A 19,656-nucleotide genomic window follows, 5' to 3' on the forward strand; every position below is an offset into this window, starting at 1 on the left:
GTAAGCCCTGAGGAGCTTGCAGATGACCAAATCCGAGCTGATCAACCGACTGGCTGAGCGTTATTCTCAGCTGGTGGCAAAGGATGCGGAATTTGCTGTCAAGACCATCCTCGATGCGATGACCAACGCCCTGGCGACTGGCCAACGCATCGAGATCCGTGGTTTCGGCAGTTTCTCGCTGAACAGCCGTCCACCGCGCATCGGTCGCAATCCGAAGTCCGGCGACAAGGTGATGGTGCCTGAAAAACGGGTGCCCCACTTCAAGCCGGGCAAGCAGTTGCGCGAGCAGGTGGACGCGATGGTCGGGCAACCGATCATCAACGATTGAGTCAGTGCTTGCACCAAAAAACGGCATCCGTGAGGATGCCGTTTTTTTTCGGCTTGATCTTCAGTGGTGGACGTTACTGCCCACGATTCCCGCGTATGTTCCATTTCTATCTGACTATGCGACCGGGTATCCAAGAACATGATCGTATAGATAATTAACAGTTTCCAGGAAACAACGTATCGGCGATTTATACTTATTTTAAAGATATTTAAAACCAGAATTGCTCCATCCAAACCGTAAGATGAATAGAATTCTTATGGGCAACTGACCATGCGTGGTAGCCATAGGCAAGGCGCTACGCGCTGATCCGCCAGGCAAGGTTGTGAGTCAGCAGGCTCCACCGCCATCCCTTTGCTCCCAAGTTCATCCTCTTACTTACGATAGACAATCATGAATTTTTCGACAATGAAGGTCGGCACCAGGCTGGCACTGGGCTTCGCGCTGCTTCTGTTGATGCTGGCGCTGATCATCGCTTTAAACAGTGTCAATATGGCCAGGATGAACGACAGCGTGTCGTCGATCGTCAATGTCAACAATCCAGAAATTGCATTGGCCAGCGAAATGACCGAGTCGGTGTATGCGCGGGCAGTGGCAGTGCGTAATCTGGGATTGATGAACGATCCGGTGCAAATGCGTCCTGAAATGCAACTCATCACAAAAGAGAACGAGGACTTCGCCAAGGCGTCAGCGGAGCTCGAACGCATGTTCAACGAGATCGCAGAAACCAAGCCGGAAGAAAAAGCGATGCTGGCCAATATCAAGACCTTGGCGGCAGCGGCAGCGGCGCCGATGAAAAAAGCAGCTGAACTAGGTTTTGCAAATCAGCAGGCTGAAACGACCAAGATGTTGCTGGAAGAAGTGGTCCCGACACAATCGAAGTTAATCGCTGCGCTGCAAGAGTTCAACGCATACGAACAGGCACTGAATGAGCAGTCGGCTGCAGATACAGCGCAAAGTTACCAGAACGCGAATCGATTGAACCTGGCACTCGGCGTACTCGCTGCGCTCATCGGTGTTGCCGCGGCGGCCCTCATCACCGTGAGTCTCGTGCGCAAGCTTGGCGGTGAACCCGATTATGCGGCCCAGGTTGCGCAGCGGATTGCCGACGGTGACCTGGCCACGCCGGTGATCGTGCCTGCGGGCGACACCACCAGCATGATGGCGTCGATGCGCAGCATGCAGGAGCGACTGGCAACGATCGTCAGCGAGGTACGCAGCGGCACCGAAACCATCGCTGCCGCCTCGGCGCAAGTGGCAGCAGGCAGCCAGGACTTGTCAGCGCGCACTGAACAACAGGCCAGTTCGCTGGAAGAGACGGCGTCCTCCATGGAAGAGTTGACGTCCACCGTCAAGCAGAATGCCGACAATGCACGACAAGCCAATGGCCTCGCAGCGAACGCATCGGAGGTAGCCTCGAAGGGCGGTGCGGTGATCGGCCAGGTCGTGGACACGATGAGTGAAATCAATGCTTCGGCGACCAAGATTGTTGACATCATCAGCGTGATTGACAGCATCGCGTTCCAGACCAATATCCTGGCCCTCAATGCGGCGGTCGAGGCGGCGCGGGCGGGTGAACAGGGCAGGGGATTTGCGGTTGTCGCTTCCGAGGTGCGTATCCTGGCCCAGCGTTCCGCGAGCGCTGCCAAGGACATCAAGAGCCTGATTGGCGACTCGGTGAGCAAGGTCGATGCCGGTAGCCGGCTGGTCAATGAAGCCGGGCTGACGATGAGCAGCATTGTCGACAGCGTCAAACGCGTCACCGACATCATGCAAGAGATTTCCTCTGCCAGTCAGGAACAGACATCCGGCATTGAGCAGATCAATCAAGCAATCACGCAAATGGACCAGGTCACCCAGCAAAATGCCGCGCTGGTCGAGGAGGCCGCAGCCGCTTCAGAGTCGATGCAGGGGCAAGCTGCCAAGCTGGCCAACATCGTCAGTGTGTTCAAGGTGAATCCGGCGAATGGCCCGGGTTCCTCCGCATCCGCATCCGCATCCGCATCGGCACCGGCCCATGCGCGTGAGCGCGTGATTGCAGCGCCCAAGGCAAAGCAGCCCAACCGGCAGATTTCTGCTCCGGTGAAACCAGCGGTGGCAAAGAAGACCCCTGCGCCCGTCGGCGACGGTGGCTGGGAAAGTTTCTAAACCGCTGTTCTGGATGGCACCGCAGGATAGCGACGCCCGGGGCAGCCAACCCTGACGTCGCACGCTGTTTTGAAATATGATGGTGGATGTGCGACACTTCGCCCTTACACCATTGTCCAGCGGAACCTGTTGATGAAATTCGTCTCGACCATTGTCGGATTTGTCCTGTTCATCCTGTTCTTCGGCTTCGCGCTGAAGAACACGAAAGAGGTCGACCTGCATTTTTTCCTCGACTATGAACTGCGCGGGCCTCTCGTGCTGATGCTGCTGGCATTTTTTGTCGCCGGCGCCGCCTTCGGCATCCTGGCACTGGCACCGACCGTGTTCCGCCAGCGCCGCGAAAAATGGCAGCACAAGTACACCATCCAGGCCCTGCAAAGCGCCGCCGGCACCGGTGTGGTCGCCACCACGCCACCACCGCCGGATGCCGTTCCACCAGTAGCACCCCGCCACTAACAACAAGAACACCATGGATTTCGAACTCTGGATGCTGCTTGGCATCCCCTTCTTCTTTGGCCTGGGCTGGCTCGCTGCCCGGGTCGACATCAACGAGGTGGTCTCCGAGTCGCGCACGCTGCCACGCGGCTATTTCAAGGGCCTGAACCACCTGCTCAACGACCAGCCCGACAAGGCCATCGACTCGTTCATCGAGATCGTCAAACTCGACCCTGAATCGAGCGATATGCACTTCGCGCTGGGCAATCTGTTTCGCCGCCGCGGCGAGACCGAGCGCGCCATCCGCGTGCACCAGAACCTGCTGGCGCGTCCCGACTTGCCGAGTGATGAGAAAGCGCACGCGCAGTACGAACTGGGCATCGACTACCTGAAGGCGGGCCTCTTGGACCGTGCCGAGGAATCGTTCAATGGCCTGGCCGGCACGCCGTATGCGGTGCAGGCGCGGCGCTCGCTGCTGGAAATTTATCAGCGCGAAAAAGAATGGAAGCGCGCCATCGAGGCGGCCGAAGACTTGCAGGCATCCGGCGCCGGCGCGCGTCAGATCGAGATTGCCCAGTTCTACTGTGAACTGGCGGCCGACGCGCTGGTGCACATGGCGCCAAGCGACGCCATGCTTCTGCTGGACAAGGCGCTCGAAGCGAACCGTCACAGCGTGCGCGCGACCATTCTGCGCGGCGACGCGCTGCTGGCCCAGGGCGACGTGGAAGAAGCCCTCAAGACCTGGCGCCGCGTGGAGCAGCAAAGCGTGCCGCACGTGGCCCTGGTGGCTGCGCGCCTGATGGATGGCTACCGCAAGGTGGGCCGCCCGCAAGAGGGCGTGAATCTGCTGCGCTCGTACCTGGCCGAGGCCTCGTCCATCGACCTGATCGAAGTGGTGTTCAAGGCCGTCATCGAACTCGATGGCGTCGAAGCGGCCAAGGGCCTGGTGGTGGAAGAGCTGCGCCGCAACCCGACACTGCTTGGCCTGGACAAATTGCTTGAAGCGCGTCTCATGGATGCGCCGGCCCATGTATGGGAAGAGCTGTCAATGGTCAAGAACCTGGTGCAGCGCTACACGCAGAAGCTGGCGCGCTATCAGTGCAGCCACTGCGGTTTCAAGGCGCGCCAGTTCTACTGGCAATGTCCGGGTTGCAACCGCTGGGATTCGTACCCGCCACGCCGCACCGAAGAACTCAATGTGATGAACTAACGGTTCATCGAACGATCTCAATGAAAAGCACCATGCCCATGACCCCGAGCCGCCTGCTGGTGGCCGACGACTACCGCCAGCAAGCGGCCCCCGAACTGTCCGCCGTGCGCCTGCTGGTGGTGGGCGATGTGATGCTCGACCGCTACTGGTTTGGCGAGGTCTCGCGCATCTCGCCAGAGGCGCCGGTGCCCGTCGTGCGCATCGAGCGGCGCGAAGAGCGCCTGGGCGGCGCCGCCAACGTGGCGCGCAATGCCGCCGCGCTGGGCGCCTACACGGGCCTGCTGGGCGTGGCAGGCGCCGACGAGGCGGGCGATGAAGTCGAGCGCCTGCTGCAGGGTGCGGGCATTCACAGCTACCTCAAGCGCGACGAAGCGATCTCGACCATCATTAAGCTGCGCGTCATTGGTCGCCAGCAGCAGATGGTGCGCATCGACTTCGAAGATGCCCCCACCGAGACCGTGCTGCGCGATAAGCTCAGCCAGTTCAAGGCGCTGCTGCCCGAGTACGACGTGATCATCCTGTCCGATTACAACAAGGGTGCGCTGGTCAATGTCGCCGAGATGATTGCGCTGGCGCGCGCCGCCGGCAAGATCGTGCTGGTCGACCCGAAAGGCGACGATTTCACGCCGTACAAGGGCGCCAGCATCCTGACGCCCAACCGCGCCGAACTGCAGCGCGTCGTCGGCGGCTGGAAAAGCGAGACGCAATTGCTCGAAAAAGCGCAGGCGCTGCGCGTTGAGCTCGGCCTGGATGCGCTGCTGCTGACGCGCTCCGAAGAAGGCATGAGCCTGTTCACGGCCAGCGAGGTGCTGCACGTGAACGCCGATGCGCGTGAAGTGTTCGATGTGTCCGGCGCCGGTGATACGGTGATCGCGACGCTGGCCACGATGCTCGGCACCGGCGCGCCACTGGGCGAAGCGCTGGTGACGGCCAACCGCGCCGGCGGCATCGTCGTTGGCAAGCTGGGCACGGCCACCGTGACCCGCGACGAGCTGTTCCCCGGTTGAGTAGCGCTTGATCTGCCTCAAGCCCGGCCCGTCAACGACGCGCCGGGTGATCCGTTGAAAGACCGATGGGCGGCGTCGCCGTCCAGCGTCTTCAACCAACGGAGAAATTTCGATGATCAAGAAACTGATGCTTGCCTTCGCCGCGCTGGCCGTCTCGAGCGGTATCGCGTTTGCCCAGGTCGACGTGAACAAGGCCGACGTTGCTGCGCTCGATGGCGTCAAGGGCGTGGGGCCGAGCATGTCCAAGGCCATCCTCGACGAGCGCGCCAAGGGCGAGTTCAAGGACTGGGCCGATCTGCAAACGCGCGTCAAGGGCATGGGCGATAAAAAGGCCGCCAAGCTGAGTCAGTCCGGGCTGGTGGTCAACGGCAAGGGCAAGGAAGGCGCCGCCGCCAAACCTGCCGCCGCCAAAGGCGACAAGTCGGCGGCCAAACCGGCCGACGCCAAAACCGCAACATGACATGTATTGACTGACAGCGTCACGGGCGCGTGGCAAGATGTTCCAGCTCTTCAAGATCGTGCTTGAACATCAATATCAGAAAGGTCGTCATGCCTCACGCCCGTGTTTCAACCGCCCTGTTGACAGCCCTGCTGGCTGCTGCAGGCGTCGCATCTGCTGCTGCGCCAGTGACTACTGCCGCCACACCCGCCACACCGAAACAACCCGACATCACCGCCCAGCAAGCCCAGATCAGCAAGATTCTCGGTGAAGTCTCGCAACAGCGCATCGAAGGCCATATCCGCAAGCTGGTCAGCTTCGGCACGCGTCACACGATGTCCGAGACCGAGTCGCCAACGCGCGGCATCGGCGCTGCCCGCCGCTGGATCAAGGCCGAGCTCGAGCGCTGCGGCGCCGGCACGCCATTGCAGGTGACGTACGACAGCCACGTGGCGCCCGTCTCGGCGCGCATCACCAAGCCGACCGAGATCGTCAACGTCGTCGCGACGCTGCCCGGCACGCAGGCGGCTTCCAAAGAGCGCATGTACGTGGTCAGCGGTCACTATGATTCGCGCGCCTCGGACGTGATGGACGCCACCTCGGACGCGCCAGGCGCGAACGACGATGCATCGGGCACCGCCGCGATCATGGAACTGGCGTGCGTGATGGCCAAGTACAAGTTCGACGCGACGCTGGTGTTCATGGCCGTGGCCGCCGAAGAGCAGGGCCTGATCGGCGCCCGCCACTGGGCCGTTGGTGCGCGTGAAAAGAACTGGAACGTGGCCGGCATGTTCACCAACGACATCATCGGCAGCTCCAAGGGCGACGATGGCAAGGTCGACAACAAGCAGGTGCGCCTGTTTGCCCAGAGTATCCCGGCGACCAAGGAAATGAGCGAGACCGTGCGCCAGCTGGTGGCCACGGGCGGCGAGAACGATTCGCTCTCGCGCCAACTTGCGCGCCACACGAAAGAGCAGGGCGAGCGCTACGTGAAAGGCTTCAAGGTCAGCGTGATCCAGCGGCATGACCGCTACCTGCGCGGGGGCGACCACATGCCGTTCCTCGAGCAGGGCTACGCTGCGCTACGCTTTACCGAACCGGCCGAAGATTTCGCGCACCAGCACCAGGACCTGCGCACCGAGAACGGCAAAGTGTATGGCGACACGATCGACCACGTCGACTTCGACTACATCGCCAAGGTCACGCGCGTGAACGGCGCCGCGATGGCCTCGCTCGCAATGGCGCCTGCCGCACCGCAAGAGGTCAAGCTGCGCACCGCCGGTCTGACCAACGATTCGACACTGGTCTGGAAAGCGAACAGCGAGCCCGATCTGGCCGGCTACCGCATCGTCTGGCGCGATACTACCAGCGCCAACTGGGAGGGTTCCAAGTGGGTTGGCAACGTGACGGAAGCCACGCTCGACCTGTCGAAGGACAATGTCTTCTTTGGCGTGCAGGCGGTCGACAAGGACGGCAACGTCAGCGTCGCGACGTATCCACTGCCGCTGCGCTGAGCCGGTATCGCTAGCGTGAAACCGTCCATCGTCATGTGCATCATTGCGGTGGGCGGGTACGCATTCGCGTTGCCGACTGCGGCGCAGGTCTACAAATGCGTCGATCCGAAGACCGGGGCCAAGACCTATTCCGACTCGGGCTGCGCCCGCAGCGCGCAGCGCACGACGATGGAGGCACTTGCGCCAGTCGTCACGCGTGCGCCGCAGCCAACGCGGCCTGCACCGGTGCAGGACTGGCGTGCAGAAGACGCGCGTGGGGGCCTGCAGCCAGCCGCGGCCGAGCCGGTCGGCTCAATCGCGCCGCCGCAGGGTGACCCCAACTCGTACGAATGCGAGCAGGCGAAAAGAAAGCTGGCGGTGCGCCGAAGCCGCGTCACCAACTTCGCTTCGGATGCCAAAGAACCTGCCATCGATGTCAACCGCATCTGCGGTTACTTCATGAGTCCGAATCCCGTGCCGGGACAGCTGACGCGCCAGGGTACGCGCTGAACACCACTCTCTGCAGCCGTTCGCAGTCGCGACCGGCTGCTCCGCCGACGTCCGCGTGCGTCTCGGATTAAAATGGTGTTTTGGTATCGCAAGGAATAGAGAACGCAATGGCATACAAGACCATCGAATCCACGATCGGCAACACGCCGCTCGTGCAACTGCAGCGCCTGCCGGGTGCGGAGTGCGCGGCCCGCAACAACATCATCCTGGGCAAGCTCGAGGGCAATAACCCGGCCGGCTCGGTGAAAGACCGGGCTGCCATGTCGATGCTGCGCGGCGCTGAACTGCGTGGCCAGATCAAGCCGGGCGATACGCTGATCGAAGCGACCAGCGGCAACACGGGCATTGCACTGGCGATGGCTGCGGCAATCCTCGGCTACAAGATGATCCTGTTAATGCCGGACAACCTGTCGATCGAACGCCGCCAGAGCATGGCTGCCTACGGTGCGCAGATCATCCTCACGCCAAAGACGGGCGGCATGGAATACGCGCGCGACATGGCCGAGCAAATGCAGAAGGACGGCCAGGGCATCATCCTCGACCAGTTCGCCAATGACGATAATCCACGCGCGCATTACGAGAGCACCGGTCCGGAAATCTGGCGCGACACTGAAGGGCGCGTCACGCACTTCGTGAGCGCCATGGGCACCACCGGCACCATCATGGGCGTGTCGCGCTATCTGAAGGAGCAGAACGAGGCGGTGCGCATCATTGGCGCGCAGCCCGAGGAAGGCTCGTCGATCCCGGGTATTCGCAAGTGGCCTGAAGCCTACCTGCCCAAGATCTACGACAAGGCGCGCGTCGACCAGGTCGAGAGCGTGAGCCAGGCCGCGGCCGAGCAGATGGCGCGCCGCATGGCGGCCGAAGAAGGCATCTTCTGCGGCATCTCGGCCGCCGGCGCCTGTGAAGTGGCGCTGCGCATCGCGCAGACTGTCGAGAATGCGACCATCGTGTTCATCGTCTGCGACCGGGGCGATCGCTACTTGTCCACGGGTGTCTTTCCTGCCTGAAGCAAGGGCGCGGTCAATGCTGATACAAGGTTGACGGCGCCATAAAAAAGGCCGCCTGGTTCACAGGCGGCCTTGTCAAATCAGTCCTTGGACTGCCTAGACCTTTCCATCGGCATTGCGCCAATTTCCTTCGGTCGTCCGCCAATGCGGCGGCTCATACGCCCGCGCGGGCGTATGCACTACGGGTGCAGGCCGTGCCACATGGGGACGGCCCGTTCAATCCTGGCCCGACGAACAACGCAGGCGCCCTCAAGCGCCCGACGCTGCTCAGTCCTTCATTGCCGGGACGGCGCCTTCTTTTGGCTTGAACTGCTTGTCGCTGATGCGGAACTTCGCACGGCGATCGCCCATCAGGTAGCGCAGGTCGCGGATCGACAGGTCGCTCACTTCGTGCATGCGGATCAGCAGCGAGGCGCCGACCGGCAGGCGGTGGTGACGGATCTTCGAGATCACCGGCGGCGCCACTTCCAGCGCGCGCGACAGCGCTGCGTCGTTTTTCAGACGCAGGTTTTCGATCAGCGTATCGAGCAGGCGGTTCGGGTTGTACTGAAGCAGCTCGTCGCCTTCCGAATCGCTGTTCATATCAATGCCGACTTGGTTAGTCATGATTCATATTCCTTAGGGGTTAGTGCGGAGTCATCAACATCTACAACGTCGAGTCCGGTTTTTACTTTCGTAAATTTCTATTCAATTGTACAACTATTTCGATACCGATACTCATGAGCAAGCCGGAATCGTTTCTTTCGATTCGGTTATCGTTGTCTACTTGCAACAATAGCCTCAATGCAATTCTCTCATATAGTCACGTGAAAGAACTATTGTTTTTTGATTAATCATTAGTGTACGGGCATCCAGCATTTGATGCCGCACAGTATGGAAATTGCTGATTAAATGGAAAGAAAATGGGGAGTATGACCACATTCGTAATATATTTAGTACGAATAATGTCAAGATGCGCTCGCATACCCCTGGGGGGTATGCTAGCGGGTGCTGATCAGCAATAATGAAAGTTGGCAGGAAACTTGTTACAAAGGATTACAAATTTTCCCATTCGGAAATGGAGTGTGTCTTGCTTCACTCCGGCCGGGCAGCGCGTACGGCGCGACCCAGATCCACGACAGACATCGCATAGAAATAACTGCGGTTGTATTTGGTGATCGCGTAGAAATTGTCGTTCCCGACCCAGTATTCGGTCGGCTCGGCGCCGTTCTGCAGGTCGATCAGGCCGTACCGGGTCTCCGCCGGCAGCGCCGTGCCGGTCACGACGCCGGCCGCGCGCAGCGCTTCCGGGCGCAGCGTCGCTTCCAGGCCGAGTTCGAGCAGCGGCTCCCAGGCGCGCGTCGGCGACACATCGGCGGCATACGCCACCGGTCCGCGATGTTCGGCGTTCCAGCCATGCTGGACCAGGAAGTTCGCCACACTGCCAATCGCATCCACGCTGGAATCGCGCAGATCGACCCGGCCGTCGTTGTCGAAGTCCACGCCATACTTGAGGATATTGCTTGGCATGAACTGCGGCATGCCGACGGCGCCGGCAAACGAGCCAAGCAACGAGAACGGATCGTAGCCGCGCTCGCGCGCCAGTATCAGCGTGCTGGACAGTTCGTCGCGGAAGAACGCCTGGCGCGCGGCCTGCTTTGGTGAATCCGGGTAGGCGAACGCCAGCGTGGTCAGCGCGTCGAGCACACGGAAGCGGCCAGTGTCGCGGCCATAGATGGTTTCGATGCCGATGATGCCGACGATGATCTCGGCCGGGACGCCGTAGGCCGCTTCGGCACGCTTGAGCGCCTCGGCGTTCTGTTCCCAGAAGCGCACGCCGGCCCGGATCCGGATCGGCTCGATGAAGCGTGCGCTGTAGGCTTGCCAGTTCTTCGGCTTGCCCGGCGGCGCCGGCTTGACCAGCTGCACGGCCGTATCGATGAAGCGCACCTGGCCAAACAGCGTCTCGAGCGCCGTGCGTTCAAAGCCGTGCTGCGCGACCATCCCGTCGATGAATTCGCGCACCGGTTGCCATTCGAGAAAGTTGACGTGCTCGTTGTCGGTATCGACGACGCTGGCCACGGCGGCGCCGGCTGCAGCCATCGGCGCGGCCTTGGCGGCCTTGCTGCGTGCCTTGGACGATGTGGCGTTCGCTGATTTGGCTTTCGTTGCGGCCCTGGCTTTGGCGGCCTTGGTCTTGGCTTGCGTGCTGCGCGCCTTGCTGTCGGAAGCAGGGGCGGCGAGCGCATCGCCATGCGCGCTGGTGGCAAGGGCGAGCGCGGCGAACAGGGTAACAATTAATTTCATCTGACTTGCGACAATAGACGTTTCAAGGTGGCGTGGAGCCGGGGATCGGCTGCGGGCGCGGCATAGCGCCAGGCGCTGTAACGACGCAGGAAGGCGATGGCGGCCTCGCGGGCGGGCGGGCTCAAGCCCTGCGTGCCGGCGGCGGTAGCAGCATCGATGGCAAGGATGCGCGCCGCGTAGGCGCTGGGCCCTTCGTCTTGCGCGCGCGGCAGGCCGGCCTGGCCCAGACGCTTGCACAAGACCGAGTATAGAGCATCGATCGGGTCGATTTCGCGACGGCGCCGCAAAATTTTCATCCCCCACCAGGCCAATCCGGCCAGCACCAGCACAACCCCGAACGGCCAGGCCAGCAACTTGTCCTGCAAGCCCTGCACGACGCTGCGCTGGCGTTCCGGCGTGTAGTTCAGCACCCACTGATTCCAGCCGTTGTTGATTGCGCCCATCGCGTTACGCACGTCGGCCAGCCAGGCACCGGCTTCCAGTCCGAACGGGTTCACGCCGCGCAGCGCCTCGATGCCGAATGGCGCGGGTCGTTCCGTGGCCCGGTTGGTCCCGGTCCGGACGCGCTCCGGTGCCACCGCCGCCGTCGGATCGACGCGCAACCAGCCACGGCCTGCGATCCAGACTTCGGCCCAGGCGTGGGCATCCGACTGGCGCACCGTCATGAAGCCGTCGATGGGGTTGAGCTCGCCCCCCTGGTAGCCGGTCACGACGCGCGCTGGCACGCCGGCCGCGCGCATCAAAAACACGAACGCGCCCGAGTAATGTTCGCAAAAGCCGGAGCGCGTCCCGTACAGGAATTCGTCGACCGTATGGCGCCCGAGCAGGGGCGGAGCCAGCGTGTATTCGAACGATTGCTCACGGAACTGGCGCAGCACGGCGTCGACCCGCTCGGCGGGATCGTCCAGCGCGCGCAAGGCCATGCCGGCAGCCAGTGCGCGCGGATTGAAGCCATACGGCAGCAACAGCCAGCGATTGGCATCAGCAAGAGCCGGACCACGCTGCAGCGCATACTCGACGTGCGAGCTGACGCGGTAGCGCACGCGGCTTGCCAGCGGCGCGTCGGCCGTCAGTTCGAACTGCGGCGAGATGCGCAGTTCGTGGCCCGGCACGACAGGCAGTTCGCCCGGCATCTCGAGCGCGAACACCCAGCGCGACTGCGACGGTTCAAGGGTGACTTCATAGTCCAGGCCCGGCCCGCCAACCGACAGGCGCAGATTGCGGCCCGACGCGGTGTTGTCACCACGGCGCCAGGTCAGGCCGTCGAAGGCATCGAGCACCGGGCCGCGCCAGTACAACTGGGGCGCCAGTGGCGGTGTGCCGAAGAAGCGCACGCGAAACGCCGGCTCTTCGGACAGCGCCAGATTCGACATCTGGCCCGGCGCCATCTGGTCCGACAAGCCCGAGGTGCCGGCGCCCGGGCCGCCCGGCATGCTCCACAGCGGGCCCTGGATGCGCGGGAACACGACAAACAGCGCGATCGCGATCGGCGCGGCAAAGGCCAGCATGCGCGCAGCCATCGCCAGGCGCGTGCGCAGCGGCGGCACGGCGCCGGTGAACTGGAACGACAGCTGCGTGGCCAGCAGCAGCAGCACCGACGCGATCATCATGATGGCCGTGCCGATGCCCTGCGCGTAAAAGAAGTTGGTCAGCACGAGGAAGAAGCACAGGAACACCACGACGAACAGGTCGCGCCGCGCGTGCATCTCGAGCATCTTGAAGGCCACCAGCAGCACCAGCATTGCCACGCCGGCGTCCTTGCCAAGCAGCGTGTCGTAGCTGAACTGCACGCCGACCATGGCGGCAATCGCGATCGGCAGCAGGACGATGGCCTTGGGCATGCGCTTGCCGCGCAGCGTAATCGCGGCGCGCCAGCCAAGCGTGGCCGCGCACAGCAGCGAGACCCACCACGGCAGATGCAGCGCATGCGGCGCCAGCACCAGCACCGCACTGGCCAGGAGCAGCAGCGTGTCGGCCTTGTCGCGTGGCAGCGGGGTACGCAGGAAGTTCATGCGGGGCCCCCGATGCCGTACAGGGCCAGCGCGCGCAGGCACGCGGCCTGGTGCGCGGCGCCGCTGCCGGCGTCGATGCGCACGGGGCCCAGGTGGAAGGCGTAGGGCAGGGCGCGGCTTTCGGCGTCCAGCACCCAGCGCGTCAGGCGCGCCAGGCGCAGTTCGAGGTCGAGGTCGCGTGGCATGCGGTCGAAGTCGAGCACCAGTTCGTCGCCGCCACCGCCTTCGAAGTGCTTCGTCACCAGCTGGCCGCCGATGCTGGGGTCGAGCCGCGCAATCTGGCGCCAGGCCATCTGGCGCGGCGAGTCGCCCGCCTGGTAATTGCGCACGCCGGCAAAATCATCATGGCCGGCCGTGCGCACGCTGTTGCCGCCGCCGCCCTGCAGCGGCAGGCCGGGCGCGCCGTCTTCAGGGCGCGGATAGACCAGCACTTGCGCGGCCGGTCGCCAGTAACTCCAGGCGACGAACAAGCCAAGGGGAAAGCGCGTCGACAGTTTCACGCGCCCCGGCGCGGCCCAGCCGCGCGCGGTGGTCGGCAGCGTGAGCGTGACGGTGGCCTGCGTGCCAGCGGCGATGTCAGCGACGTGGCGCGCATCTGGCCAGTCGGCAAAGTCGGCCCGCACGGCGTAGCGCGCCAGGCGCGTGCGGTTGATGACCTGCAGCTCGAATTGCGCAACCTCGCCCGCGAACACGGGCGCCGTGCGGCCTTGCTGCAGGCGCAGCTGCGCCAGATTGCGGTAGGTGGCGACCATGTCGACCAGTGCGCATGACAGTGCCAGAAAGGTCAGGCCGAAGCCCAGGCCCAGCCCGTAATTGACCGATCCGACCAGCAGCACGGCCAGCAGCAGCACGAACCCCAGGCCCGCGCGTGACGGCACAATGAACACGCGGCGCTGGCTGATGACCACCTCGCCCGTATCGAGCGCGCCACCGCGCGGCAGCCACACGCCGGTCGTGCGGCGCAACCAGCCCCGTAGCGCCAGCGCCATCAGACCGGGACCGCCTTTTGCAGCTGCAGCACCAGGTCGCGGCTGGCCAGTGCGGTGCCGTGGGCGGCGCGCACCGGCCGCAGGCGGTGCGCGCAGACCGGCACCAGCACGGCCTGGATATCCTCGGGGATCACATGATCGCGCCCTTCGAGCGCAGCCCATGCGCGCCCGGCCTGCAGCAGCGCGATTGCCGCGCGCGGCGACAGGCCTTCGGCGAACATGCCGTTCTGGCGCGAGGCCTGTGCCAGCGCCTGCACATACGTGATCAGCGCGCCGGACGCGTGGATGGTGCGCAGCTGGTGCCGGGCCGCGGCCAGTTCGGTGGCTTGCATCGCCGGCTGCAGGGTCTTGAGCATCGCGCGCCGGTCTTCGCCCATCAGCAGCGCGCGTTCGGCGGCGGCGTCCGGGTAGCCCAGCGTCAGGCACATCAAAAAGCGGTCGAGCTGCGACTCGGGCAGCGGGAACACGCCGACCTGGTTGGCCGGGTTCTGCGTGGCGATGACAAAGAAAGGCTCGGGCAGGGCGCGCGTGACGCCATCGGCCGAGACCTGGTGTTCTTCCATGGCTTCGAGCAGGCCTGACTGGGTCTTGGGCGTGGCGCGGTTGATCTCGTCGGCCAGCAGCACCTGCGTGAAGATCGGGCCCGGATGGAACACGAACTCGTTCTTTTCGCGCTCGTAGATCGAGATGCCGGCCACGTCCGCCGGCAGCAGGTCGCTCGTGAACTGCACGCGGTTGAAGCGCAGGCCCAGCGAAGTGGCCAGTGCGTGCGCCAGCGTGGTCTTGCCGACGCCCGGCAGGTCGTCGAGCAGCAGGTGGCCGCCGGCCAGCAGGCAGGTCAGGGCCAGGCGCACTTGCTGGTCCTTGCCGACCACGACCTCGTTGACCTGGCGTGCGACGGCGTGCAATTTGTTGAACATGATTGGCTTTACGTTATTCGGTACATGAAACAGGTCGGCGGACCTGGCACGCATGGCATGATTGACAAGGCGGCACAGCAGCGCTGTGGCCTGCCGTGGTAGATTAGCGCCATTGGCAATCTTCATACGTCGACAGCAACAGCCGTCCCAAGGGATTCTATGCGAGAACGGCGTGGCAAGGTGTGAATGGATGAGCACAGGCGGAGACCGAGCATCATGAGTACAGCGATTTACAGCCACCCCGACTGCCTGCGGCACGAGATGGGCGATTGGCATCCCGAGTCCCCGGCGCGCCTGCGGGCCATCGACGACCAATTGATCCTGGCGCGCCTGGATGGCCTGATCGAGCAGCGCAGTGCACCGCTGGCCGATACCGCGCAGATCCTGCGCAACCACACGGCGGGCGCGCTGGCGCTGGTGCGCGACCACGTGCCCACGACGCCGGGCGACTACTACCCGCTCGATGGCGACACGTCGCTCAATCAGCACAGCTACCAGGCGGCGCTGCGCGCAGCCGGCGCTGCGGTGGCAGCAACCGACGACGTCATCGCCGGCACGGTCACCAACGCCTTCTGCTCGGTGCGCCCGCCGGGCCACCATGCCACGCCGACCGAGCCGATGGGCTTTTGCCTCTTCAACAACGTGGCCATCGCCGCGCGCCACGCGCTCGAGGCGCATGGCCTGAAGCGTGTGGCGATCATCGACTTCGATGTCCATCACGGCAACGGCACGGCCGACGCGTTCCGCGACGATCCGCGCGTGCTGATGGCGAGCTTCTTCCAGCACCCGTTCTTTCCGTACACCGAGCCCGAACCGATTACCGCCACCTGCGTGAACGTGCCGGTGCCGGCGCGCTGCGAGGGCGACACCGTGCGCCAGCTGGTGCAGGAGCAGTGGCTGCCGGCGCTGCATGCGTTCAAGCCGCAGATGATTTTTGTCTCGGCCGGCTTTGATGGCCATCGCGACGACGACATGGGCGGCATCGGGCTGGTCGAGGCGGACTACGCGTGGATCACGCGGCAGGTCGTGGCGGTGGCCAACCAATACGCCGGCGGGCGGATCGTCAGCTGTCTTGAAGGCGGCTATGAATTGTCGTCGCTGGCGCGCAGCGTGGTGGCGCACCTGAAGGTGCTGGCCGATCTCGAATAGCCGGGGAACCGCGGCGGCATTCTGCGCTCTAACGTAGCACCGGCACAAGCCGGGCCGCGAGGAGACCAGCATGAGCGAGGAGACCAGCATGAAGCACCGCCGCATCCCGTACGCCCTCTACATCTTCTGCACCCTGTGCCTGCTGCTGGCCAGCACCGTGGCGGGCGCCACCAACTACACGCTCTGGATCAATGGCCGCAGCAGCGGTGGTGCGCCCGGCAACTACAGCGACTTTCGCTACTGGGGCCCGGCCGCGACGCCTGCCGGCATCAACAAGCAGGCGGTCAACTGGGACGGGCGCAGCAGCATCGCGTCGCAAAGCGGCCGCGTGCGCGATGCGCTCGACTGCTTCTGCACGGGCCAGAACTGGTGCTATATCGCCACCTACAGTGCGGGCGATCTGCTGCTTGGCTACACGCTGGCCAATTACGGCGGCTCGGCGCGCGCCGTGACGGACGCCAGCGCGAACGCCAATGGTGTATGCGCCGCCAGCGGCGGTGTGCAGACCGGCTGGAACCTCAAATGGGTGCGCGTCGCGGCCGGCGCGGCGGGCGGCTCCGAGCTCGCCAACGCCGGCGCCTGGACCACGTCCGAGCCGCTCGTGCAAGACCTCAAGACCAGCACCGCGCGCGCCATGTACAACCACAACGACACCCGCAACGTCTGGTTCTATCGCTACGCCGGCGCGCGCGGCACCGCCTACTCGTTCCTGTTGCCGGGCCAGGACGACGAGGTCGTGGCGTATCACAGCAGTGGCGGCGTGGCCGGCAATGCGGGCCGCGCGCTGTGCAATCCGGGCGACTGGCTGTGCGACGACCTGCGCCTGGGCACCGCGCCGAACCAGGGCGGCAGTGTCAAGTGGAGCTGGCACTCGGTCGTGTTCCGCGACGACGGTGAACGCTTCAACCACTATGGGGACGGCAACTGGGCTGGCATCATCGGAGTCATGCGTGAAGCGATGGTCGATACGGCCAACTAGGCGGCGCGCCGTCTGGCTGGCGCTGGTCGTCGTCGCTGCGCTCGTGGTCGGCCTGTTCTGGCGCAAGGATGATCCAGCACTGCCACTTGCAGCACCGGCGGCAGCGGTCGGCCTGCATTTTCTCGGGCCGGTGCCGGTCATGAATTCTGCCGGCGACGACCGTACCATGCGCCAACGCCAGCTTGCCGAACAGGTCCGATTAACGCAGCACACCTATTGCAGCTACCTCCAGCACAGCCGCTATCCGCATGCTTCGCGCCCGGCCGCGCAGCATCCCGACCAGCTGTATCCGAACCAGCCGGTGCGCGAATCGAACCCGATGCGTGTCGATGGCGGCGACAGTGATCCGGGCGTGCTGGTGCAGACCATGCAGTCGCGCGTCTACCTGGCGGCAGGCGAAACGGTCGAGTTGTCGCTGCGCGTTGTTGACGCGCACGGCGCGGCAGTACCGCTGGTGGTCACGCGTGCGCTGACCCAGGGCATGGCTGTGCAGGGAGCTCGCCCCGCGCCTCGCGTGACGCTGGCGTTTTCGCAGGATGACGGCGACCACTGGCGCGCCACGTTCGCGCCGCAAACGAGTGCACTGGCGGGCTTTCACGGCACCATTCGCAGTGAAGTGCGCTTCAGCGTCAATGGCCGCGCGGGTGTCGTGTTGTTCGATGTGATCTATTCTCCCGAGCTGCCGGCCATGTGGGCCGGCGCGCCGCATGAAGCGATCGGCCCGGACGCCGTCGAGTTCACGCTGCCGCTCGACGTGCGCCTGGCCGGCCGTTACGTGGTCAGCGGCCGCATCGACGATGCGCTGGGCCGCCCGTTCGCGCTGGCGAGCTTCAACGAACGATTGGGGCAGGGGACGCAGGCGGTGGTCTTGCGCGTGCACGGCAAGCTGCTGCATGACGCCGACCCCGGGCCACCCCTGCCGCTCGTGCTGCGCGATGTCGAAGGCTATCTGCTGCGCGAAAATGCCGATCCGGACCGGCTCTTGCTGGCGCGCCGCGAGGGCCCCGTGCTGGTCAGCCGCACGCTGTCGCTGGCGCACGTGCCCGATCACGCATGGCAGAGCGAGGAACGCAGCCGCTACCTGGCCGAGTATGCGAAGGACCGCATGGCGGCGCGCGAACGGTTGGCGGCGTTCGACCCGGCAGCCACGTTGCCACCGGCCGGGTGCAGCGAACCGGAGCTGGTTCAGTAAGGCACCAGCGGCAACTCGACCAGCGCGGACACCGCGATGGCGCAGCACAGCAAGCCCACGCCATACCAGCGCACCATCGATCGTTTCAGTCTGTCCCGTGCGCGCATATGTCGTCTCCGCTGGCGGCCCGCCACCATGCGTGGCCAAAGCCCAGTGTGCACGCCGAATATGTCAACAGTGTTGCAACGGCTCAACGTCGTGCAGAAGAGAAACGCCGGCTGTGGCGGGTTCGCGACGCCAGGGCGCGCCACCAGCGTAAAATAGCACCTTGAACGAAAGATAAAGAAAGCAACAGCATGTCGATACAATGGTTCCCGGGCCACATGAACGCGGCCAAGAAGGAAGCGGCCGAGCAGATGGAGAACATCGATCTGGTGATCGAAGTCCTCGATGCACGCCTGCCCGAGGCGAGCTGCAACCCACTGGTGGACCAGCTGCGCAAATTCCGCCAGCGTCCCAGCCTCAAGATCCTGAACAAGATCGACCTGGCCGATCCGGTCGCCACCGCCGCCTGGAAAGCCTATTACGATGCGCAGGATGGCGTCACGGCCTACCCGATGACGACCAAGAAACCGGCCGACGTCGCCCGCATCCCCGATCTGGCCCTGTCGCTGGCGCCGCACCGCGGCGTGCCGACCAAACCGCTGCGCATCATGATCATGGGCATTCCCAACGTCGGCAAGTCGACGTTGATGAATGCGCTGCTGAAAAAACGCGTGGCCAAGGTGGGCGACGAGCCAGCCGTGACCAAGGTCCAGCAGCGCCTGTACCTGAACAAGAACGTGGTGCTGGTCGACACGCCCGGCATGCTGTGGCCAAAGATCGCCATGGCCACCGATGGCCTGATGCTGGCAGCGAGCCACGCCATCGGTACCAATGCGCTGGTCGAAGAAGAAGTGGCGGAATACCTGGGTGAGCTGCTGCTGCAGCGCTACCCGCACCTGCTCACCGCGCGCTATGGCCTGAAGACCGAGGGCATGGATGGTGTGGGCGTGATCGAAGGCGTCGCGATGCGCAGGGGCTTCCGCGTGCGCGGCGGCGAGTACGACTACGAAAAGGCCGCGCACTCGCTGCTGCAGGATTACCGCCAGGGCGCCTTGGGCCGCATCAGCCTGGAAACGCCGGATTCGCGCGCGACCAGCCTGGCGCTGCACGCGGCTGAAGTGGCCGAGAAAGCCCGCCTGGCCGCCGAGAAGCTGGCCGCCAAGCTCGAAGAGCAGTCGCGCGGCAAGCGGGGCAGCTGACCTGCCAGGGCGCGTGCCGACACGGTATAATCGCGCCGTTTTGGTGCTCTCGTGCGCATTCCGGCGCGCGAAGTTAAACGGGAAACACGACAGGCCTGCGCCACGAGCCGGCCTGGAAGTGTGCTGCCCCCGCAACGGTCGACAAGCGCCGCGTTCGCACATCCTGCGCCGTGGCAGACAATCTCGATAACCACTTTCCGCACGACAGGAAGGTGAGGGCGTCCCGCTTGCCAGCCCGGATACCGGCCAGGACAGGTGGAAGCGCCACGCGCTTCCTTCGACGCCGGGCTGCGGGGACGCAGCAGGGC

18 protein-coding genes and 1 riboswitch are annotated in these 19,656 nt (G+C 64.2%); of the genes, 13 read left to right on the forward strand and 5 right to left on the reverse strand.

The genetic code is table 11. From position 1 onward, the window contains the following. Nucleotides 1-22: 22 nt before the first annotated feature. The 9 genes from AC56LH_RS03490 to cysM all read left to right on the forward strand — a co-directional run bounded on the left by AC56LH_RS03490 (nt 23) and on the right by cysM (nt 8,577). Nucleotides 23-328, forward strand: coding sequence for an integration host factor subunit beta (locus AC56LH_RS03490; RefSeq protein ID WP_183550085.1), 306 nt, complete (start codon nt 23-25; stop codon nt 326-328). Between the two features lie 390 nt (nt 329-718). After that, nucleotides 719-2,473, forward strand: a complete 1,755-nt coding sequence (locus AC56LH_RS03495; RefSeq protein WP_499644082.1) for a methyl-accepting chemotaxis protein — start codon at nt 719-721, stop codon at nt 2,471-2,473. A 132-nt stretch (nt 2,474-2,605) separates the two neighbouring features. Further along, nucleotides 2,606-2,929: a LapA family protein gene (locus AC56LH_RS03500; RefSeq protein ID WP_183550089.1), complete on the forward strand. Its 324-nt coding sequence runs from the start codon at nt 2,606-2,608 to the stop codon at nt 2,927-2,929. Between the two features lie 13 nt (nt 2,930-2,942). Further along, nucleotides 2,943-4,118: a lipopolysaccharide assembly protein LapB gene (lapB, locus tag AC56LH_RS03505; RefSeq protein ID WP_499644084.1), complete on the forward strand. Its 1,176-nt coding sequence runs from the start codon at nt 2,943-2,945 to the stop codon at nt 4,116-4,118. Nucleotides 4,119-4,156: 38 nt separating this feature from the next. After that, nucleotides 4,157-5,125 (forward strand): D-glycero-beta-D-manno-heptose-7-phosphate kinase, encoded by a 969-nt coding sequence (rfaE1, locus tag AC56LH_RS03510; RefSeq protein ID WP_499648377.1) that lies wholly within the window; start codon nt 4,157-4,159, stop codon nt 5,123-5,125. 112 nt (nt 5,126-5,237) lie between these two features. Then, nucleotides 5,238-5,585, forward strand: coding sequence for a ComEA family DNA-binding protein (locus tag AC56LH_RS03515; RefSeq protein WP_499644086.1), 348 nt, complete (start codon nt 5,238-5,240; stop codon nt 5,583-5,585). Nucleotides 5,586-5,674: 89 nt separating this feature from the next. Continuing rightward, the gene (locus AC56LH_RS03520; protein ID WP_499644088.1) at nt 5,675-7,078 is read left to right on the forward strand and encodes a M20/M25/M40 family metallo-hydrolase; all 1,404 of its coding nucleotides are present in this window, start codon (nt 5,675-5,677) and stop codon (nt 7,076-7,078) included. Nucleotides 7,079-7,093: 15 nt separating this feature from the next. After that, nucleotides 7,094-7,567: a DUF4124 domain-containing protein gene (locus AC56LH_RS03525; protein WP_499644090.1), complete on the forward strand. Its 474-nt coding sequence runs from the start codon at nt 7,094-7,096 to the stop codon at nt 7,565-7,567. Between the two features lie 107 nt (nt 7,568-7,674). Then, entirely contained in the window at nt 7,675-8,577 is a 903-nt protein-coding gene (gene cysM / locus AC56LH_RS03530) for a cysteine synthase CysM (RefSeq protein ID WP_499501472.1), read from the forward strand. A 267-nt stretch (nt 8,578-8,844) separates the two neighbouring features. Here cysM and AC56LH_RS03535 read toward each other — a convergent pair whose 3' ends face one another. The 5 genes from AC56LH_RS03535 to AC56LH_RS03555 form a co-directional block, all read right to left on the reverse strand. Further along, nucleotides 8,845-9,183 (reverse strand): hypothetical protein, encoded by a 339-nt coding sequence (locus AC56LH_RS03535; RefSeq protein ID WP_183550106.1) that lies wholly within the window; start codon nt 9,181-9,183, stop codon nt 8,845-8,847. A gap of 468 nt (nt 9,184-9,651) precedes the next feature. Then, nucleotides 9,652-10,863 (reverse strand): lytic murein transglycosylase B, encoded by a 1,212-nt coding sequence (mltB, locus tag AC56LH_RS03540; RefSeq protein WP_499644092.1) that lies wholly within the window; start codon nt 10,861-10,863, stop codon nt 9,652-9,654. Continuing rightward, nucleotides 10,860-12,875, reverse strand: a complete 2,016-nt coding sequence (locus AC56LH_RS03545) for a transglutaminase TgpA family protein (RefSeq protein WP_499644094.1) — start codon at nt 12,873-12,875, stop codon at nt 10,860-10,862. Before AC56LH_RS03545 ends, mltB begins: the two co-directional genes overlap by 4 nt. Further along, nucleotides 12,872-13,864, reverse strand: coding sequence for a DUF58 domain-containing protein (locus tag AC56LH_RS03550; RefSeq protein ID WP_499644096.1), 993 nt, complete (start codon nt 13,862-13,864; stop codon nt 12,872-12,874). Before AC56LH_RS03550 ends, AC56LH_RS03545 begins: the two co-directional genes overlap by 4 nt. Continuing rightward, nucleotides 13,864-14,784 (reverse strand): AAA family ATPase, encoded by a 921-nt coding sequence (locus tag AC56LH_RS03555; RefSeq protein WP_499644098.1) that lies wholly within the window; start codon nt 14,782-14,784, stop codon nt 13,864-13,866. The genes AC56LH_RS03550 and AC56LH_RS03555 overlap by 1 nt, the downstream gene beginning before the upstream one ends. A 216-nt stretch (nt 14,785-15,000) precedes the next feature. On the opposite strand from AC56LH_RS03555, the gene AC56LH_RS03560 reads away from it, so the two are divergent. From AC56LH_RS03560 to ylqF, 4 genes are all read left to right on the forward strand, one after another. Further along, nucleotides 15,001-15,933, forward strand: a complete 933-nt coding sequence (locus tag AC56LH_RS03560; protein WP_499644100.1) for a histone deacetylase family protein — start codon at nt 15,001-15,003, stop codon at nt 15,931-15,933. Nucleotides 15,934-16,003: 70 nt separating this feature from the next. Next, nucleotides 16,004-16,912, forward strand: a complete 909-nt coding sequence (locus tag AC56LH_RS03565) for a hypothetical protein (RefSeq protein WP_499644102.1) — start codon at nt 16,004-16,006, stop codon at nt 16,910-16,912. Further along, nucleotides 16,884-18,104, forward strand: coding sequence for a hypothetical protein (locus tag AC56LH_RS03570; protein WP_499644104.1), 1,221 nt, complete (start codon nt 16,884-16,886; stop codon nt 18,102-18,104). Before AC56LH_RS03565 ends, AC56LH_RS03570 begins: the two co-directional genes overlap by 29 nt. A 296-nt stretch (nt 18,105-18,400) precedes the next feature. Continuing rightward, nucleotides 18,401-19,348 carry a ribosome biogenesis GTPase YlqF gene (gene ylqF / locus AC56LH_RS03575; RefSeq protein WP_499576652.1) on the forward strand — a complete coding sequence of 316 codons (948 nt, stop codon included), beginning with the start codon at nt 18,401-18,403 and terminating at the stop codon, nt 19,346-19,348. A gap of 24 nt (nt 19,349-19,372) precedes the next feature. Beyond that, nucleotides 19,373-19,613: riboswitch (cobalamin riboswitch) on the forward strand. Nucleotides 19,614-19,656: the final 43 nt, after the last annotated feature.

It is taken from the genome of Telluria sp. LT1R51-2 (assembly GCF_059685775.1).

What these genes read in the sequence shown, in the direction of transcription:
- AC56LH_RS03490 (WP_183550085.1), top strand. Translation starts at nt 23, where the DNA reads ATGACCAAATCCGAGCTGATCAACCGACTGGCTGAGCGTTATTCTCAG.
- AC56LH_RS03495 (WP_499644082.1), top strand. Translation starts at nt 719, where the DNA reads ATGAATTTTTCGACAATGAAGGTCGGCACCAGGCTGGCACTGGGCTTC.
- AC56LH_RS03500 (WP_183550089.1), top strand. Translation starts at nt 2,606, where the DNA reads ATGAAATTCGTCTCGACCATTGTCGGATTTGTCCTGTTCATCCTGTTC.
- lapB (WP_499644084.1), top strand. Translation starts at nt 2,943, where the DNA reads ATGGATTTCGAACTCTGGATGCTGCTTGGCATCCCCTTCTTCTTTGGC.
- rfaE1 (WP_499648377.1), top strand. Translation starts at nt 4,157, where the DNA reads ATGACCCCGAGCCGCCTGCTGGTGGCCGACGACTACCGCCAGCAAGCG.
- AC56LH_RS03515 (WP_499644086.1), top strand. Translation starts at nt 5,238, where the DNA reads ATGATCAAGAAACTGATGCTTGCCTTCGCCGCGCTGGCCGTCTCGAGC.
- AC56LH_RS03520 (WP_499644088.1), top strand. Translation starts at nt 5,675, where the DNA reads ATGCCTCACGCCCGTGTTTCAACCGCCCTGTTGACAGCCCTGCTGGCT.
- cysM (WP_499501472.1), top strand. Translation starts at nt 7,675, where the DNA reads ATGGCATACAAGACCATCGAATCCACGATCGGCAACACGCCGCTCGTG.
- AC56LH_RS03535 (WP_183550106.1), bottom strand. Translation starts at nt 9,183, where the DNA reads ATGACTAACCAAGTCGGCATTGATATGAACAGCGATTCGGAAGGCGAC.
- mltB (WP_499644092.1), bottom strand. Translation starts at nt 10,863, where the DNA reads ATGAAATTAATTGTTACCCTGTTCGCCGCGCTCGCCCTTGCCACCAGC.
- AC56LH_RS03545 (WP_499644094.1), bottom strand. Translation starts at nt 12,875, where the DNA reads ATGAACTTCCTGCGTACCCCGCTGCCACGCGACAAGGCCGACACGCTG.
- AC56LH_RS03550 (WP_499644096.1), bottom strand. Translation starts at nt 13,864, where the DNA reads ATGGCGCTGGCGCTACGGGGCTGGTTGCGCCGCACGACCGGCGTGTGG.
- AC56LH_RS03555 (WP_499644098.1), bottom strand. Translation starts at nt 14,784, where the DNA reads ATGTTCAACAAATTGCACGCCGTCGCACGCCAGGTCAACGAGGTCGTG.
- AC56LH_RS03560 (WP_499644100.1), top strand. Translation starts at nt 15,001, where the DNA reads ATGAGTACAGCGATTTACAGCCACCCCGACTGCCTGCGGCACGAGATG.
- AC56LH_RS03565 (WP_499644102.1), top strand. Translation starts at nt 16,004, where the DNA reads ATGAGCGAGGAGACCAGCATGAAGCACCGCCGCATCCCGTACGCCCTC.
- ylqF (WP_499576652.1), top strand. Translation starts at nt 18,401, where the DNA reads ATGTCGATACAATGGTTCCCGGGCCACATGAACGCGGCCAAGAAGGAA.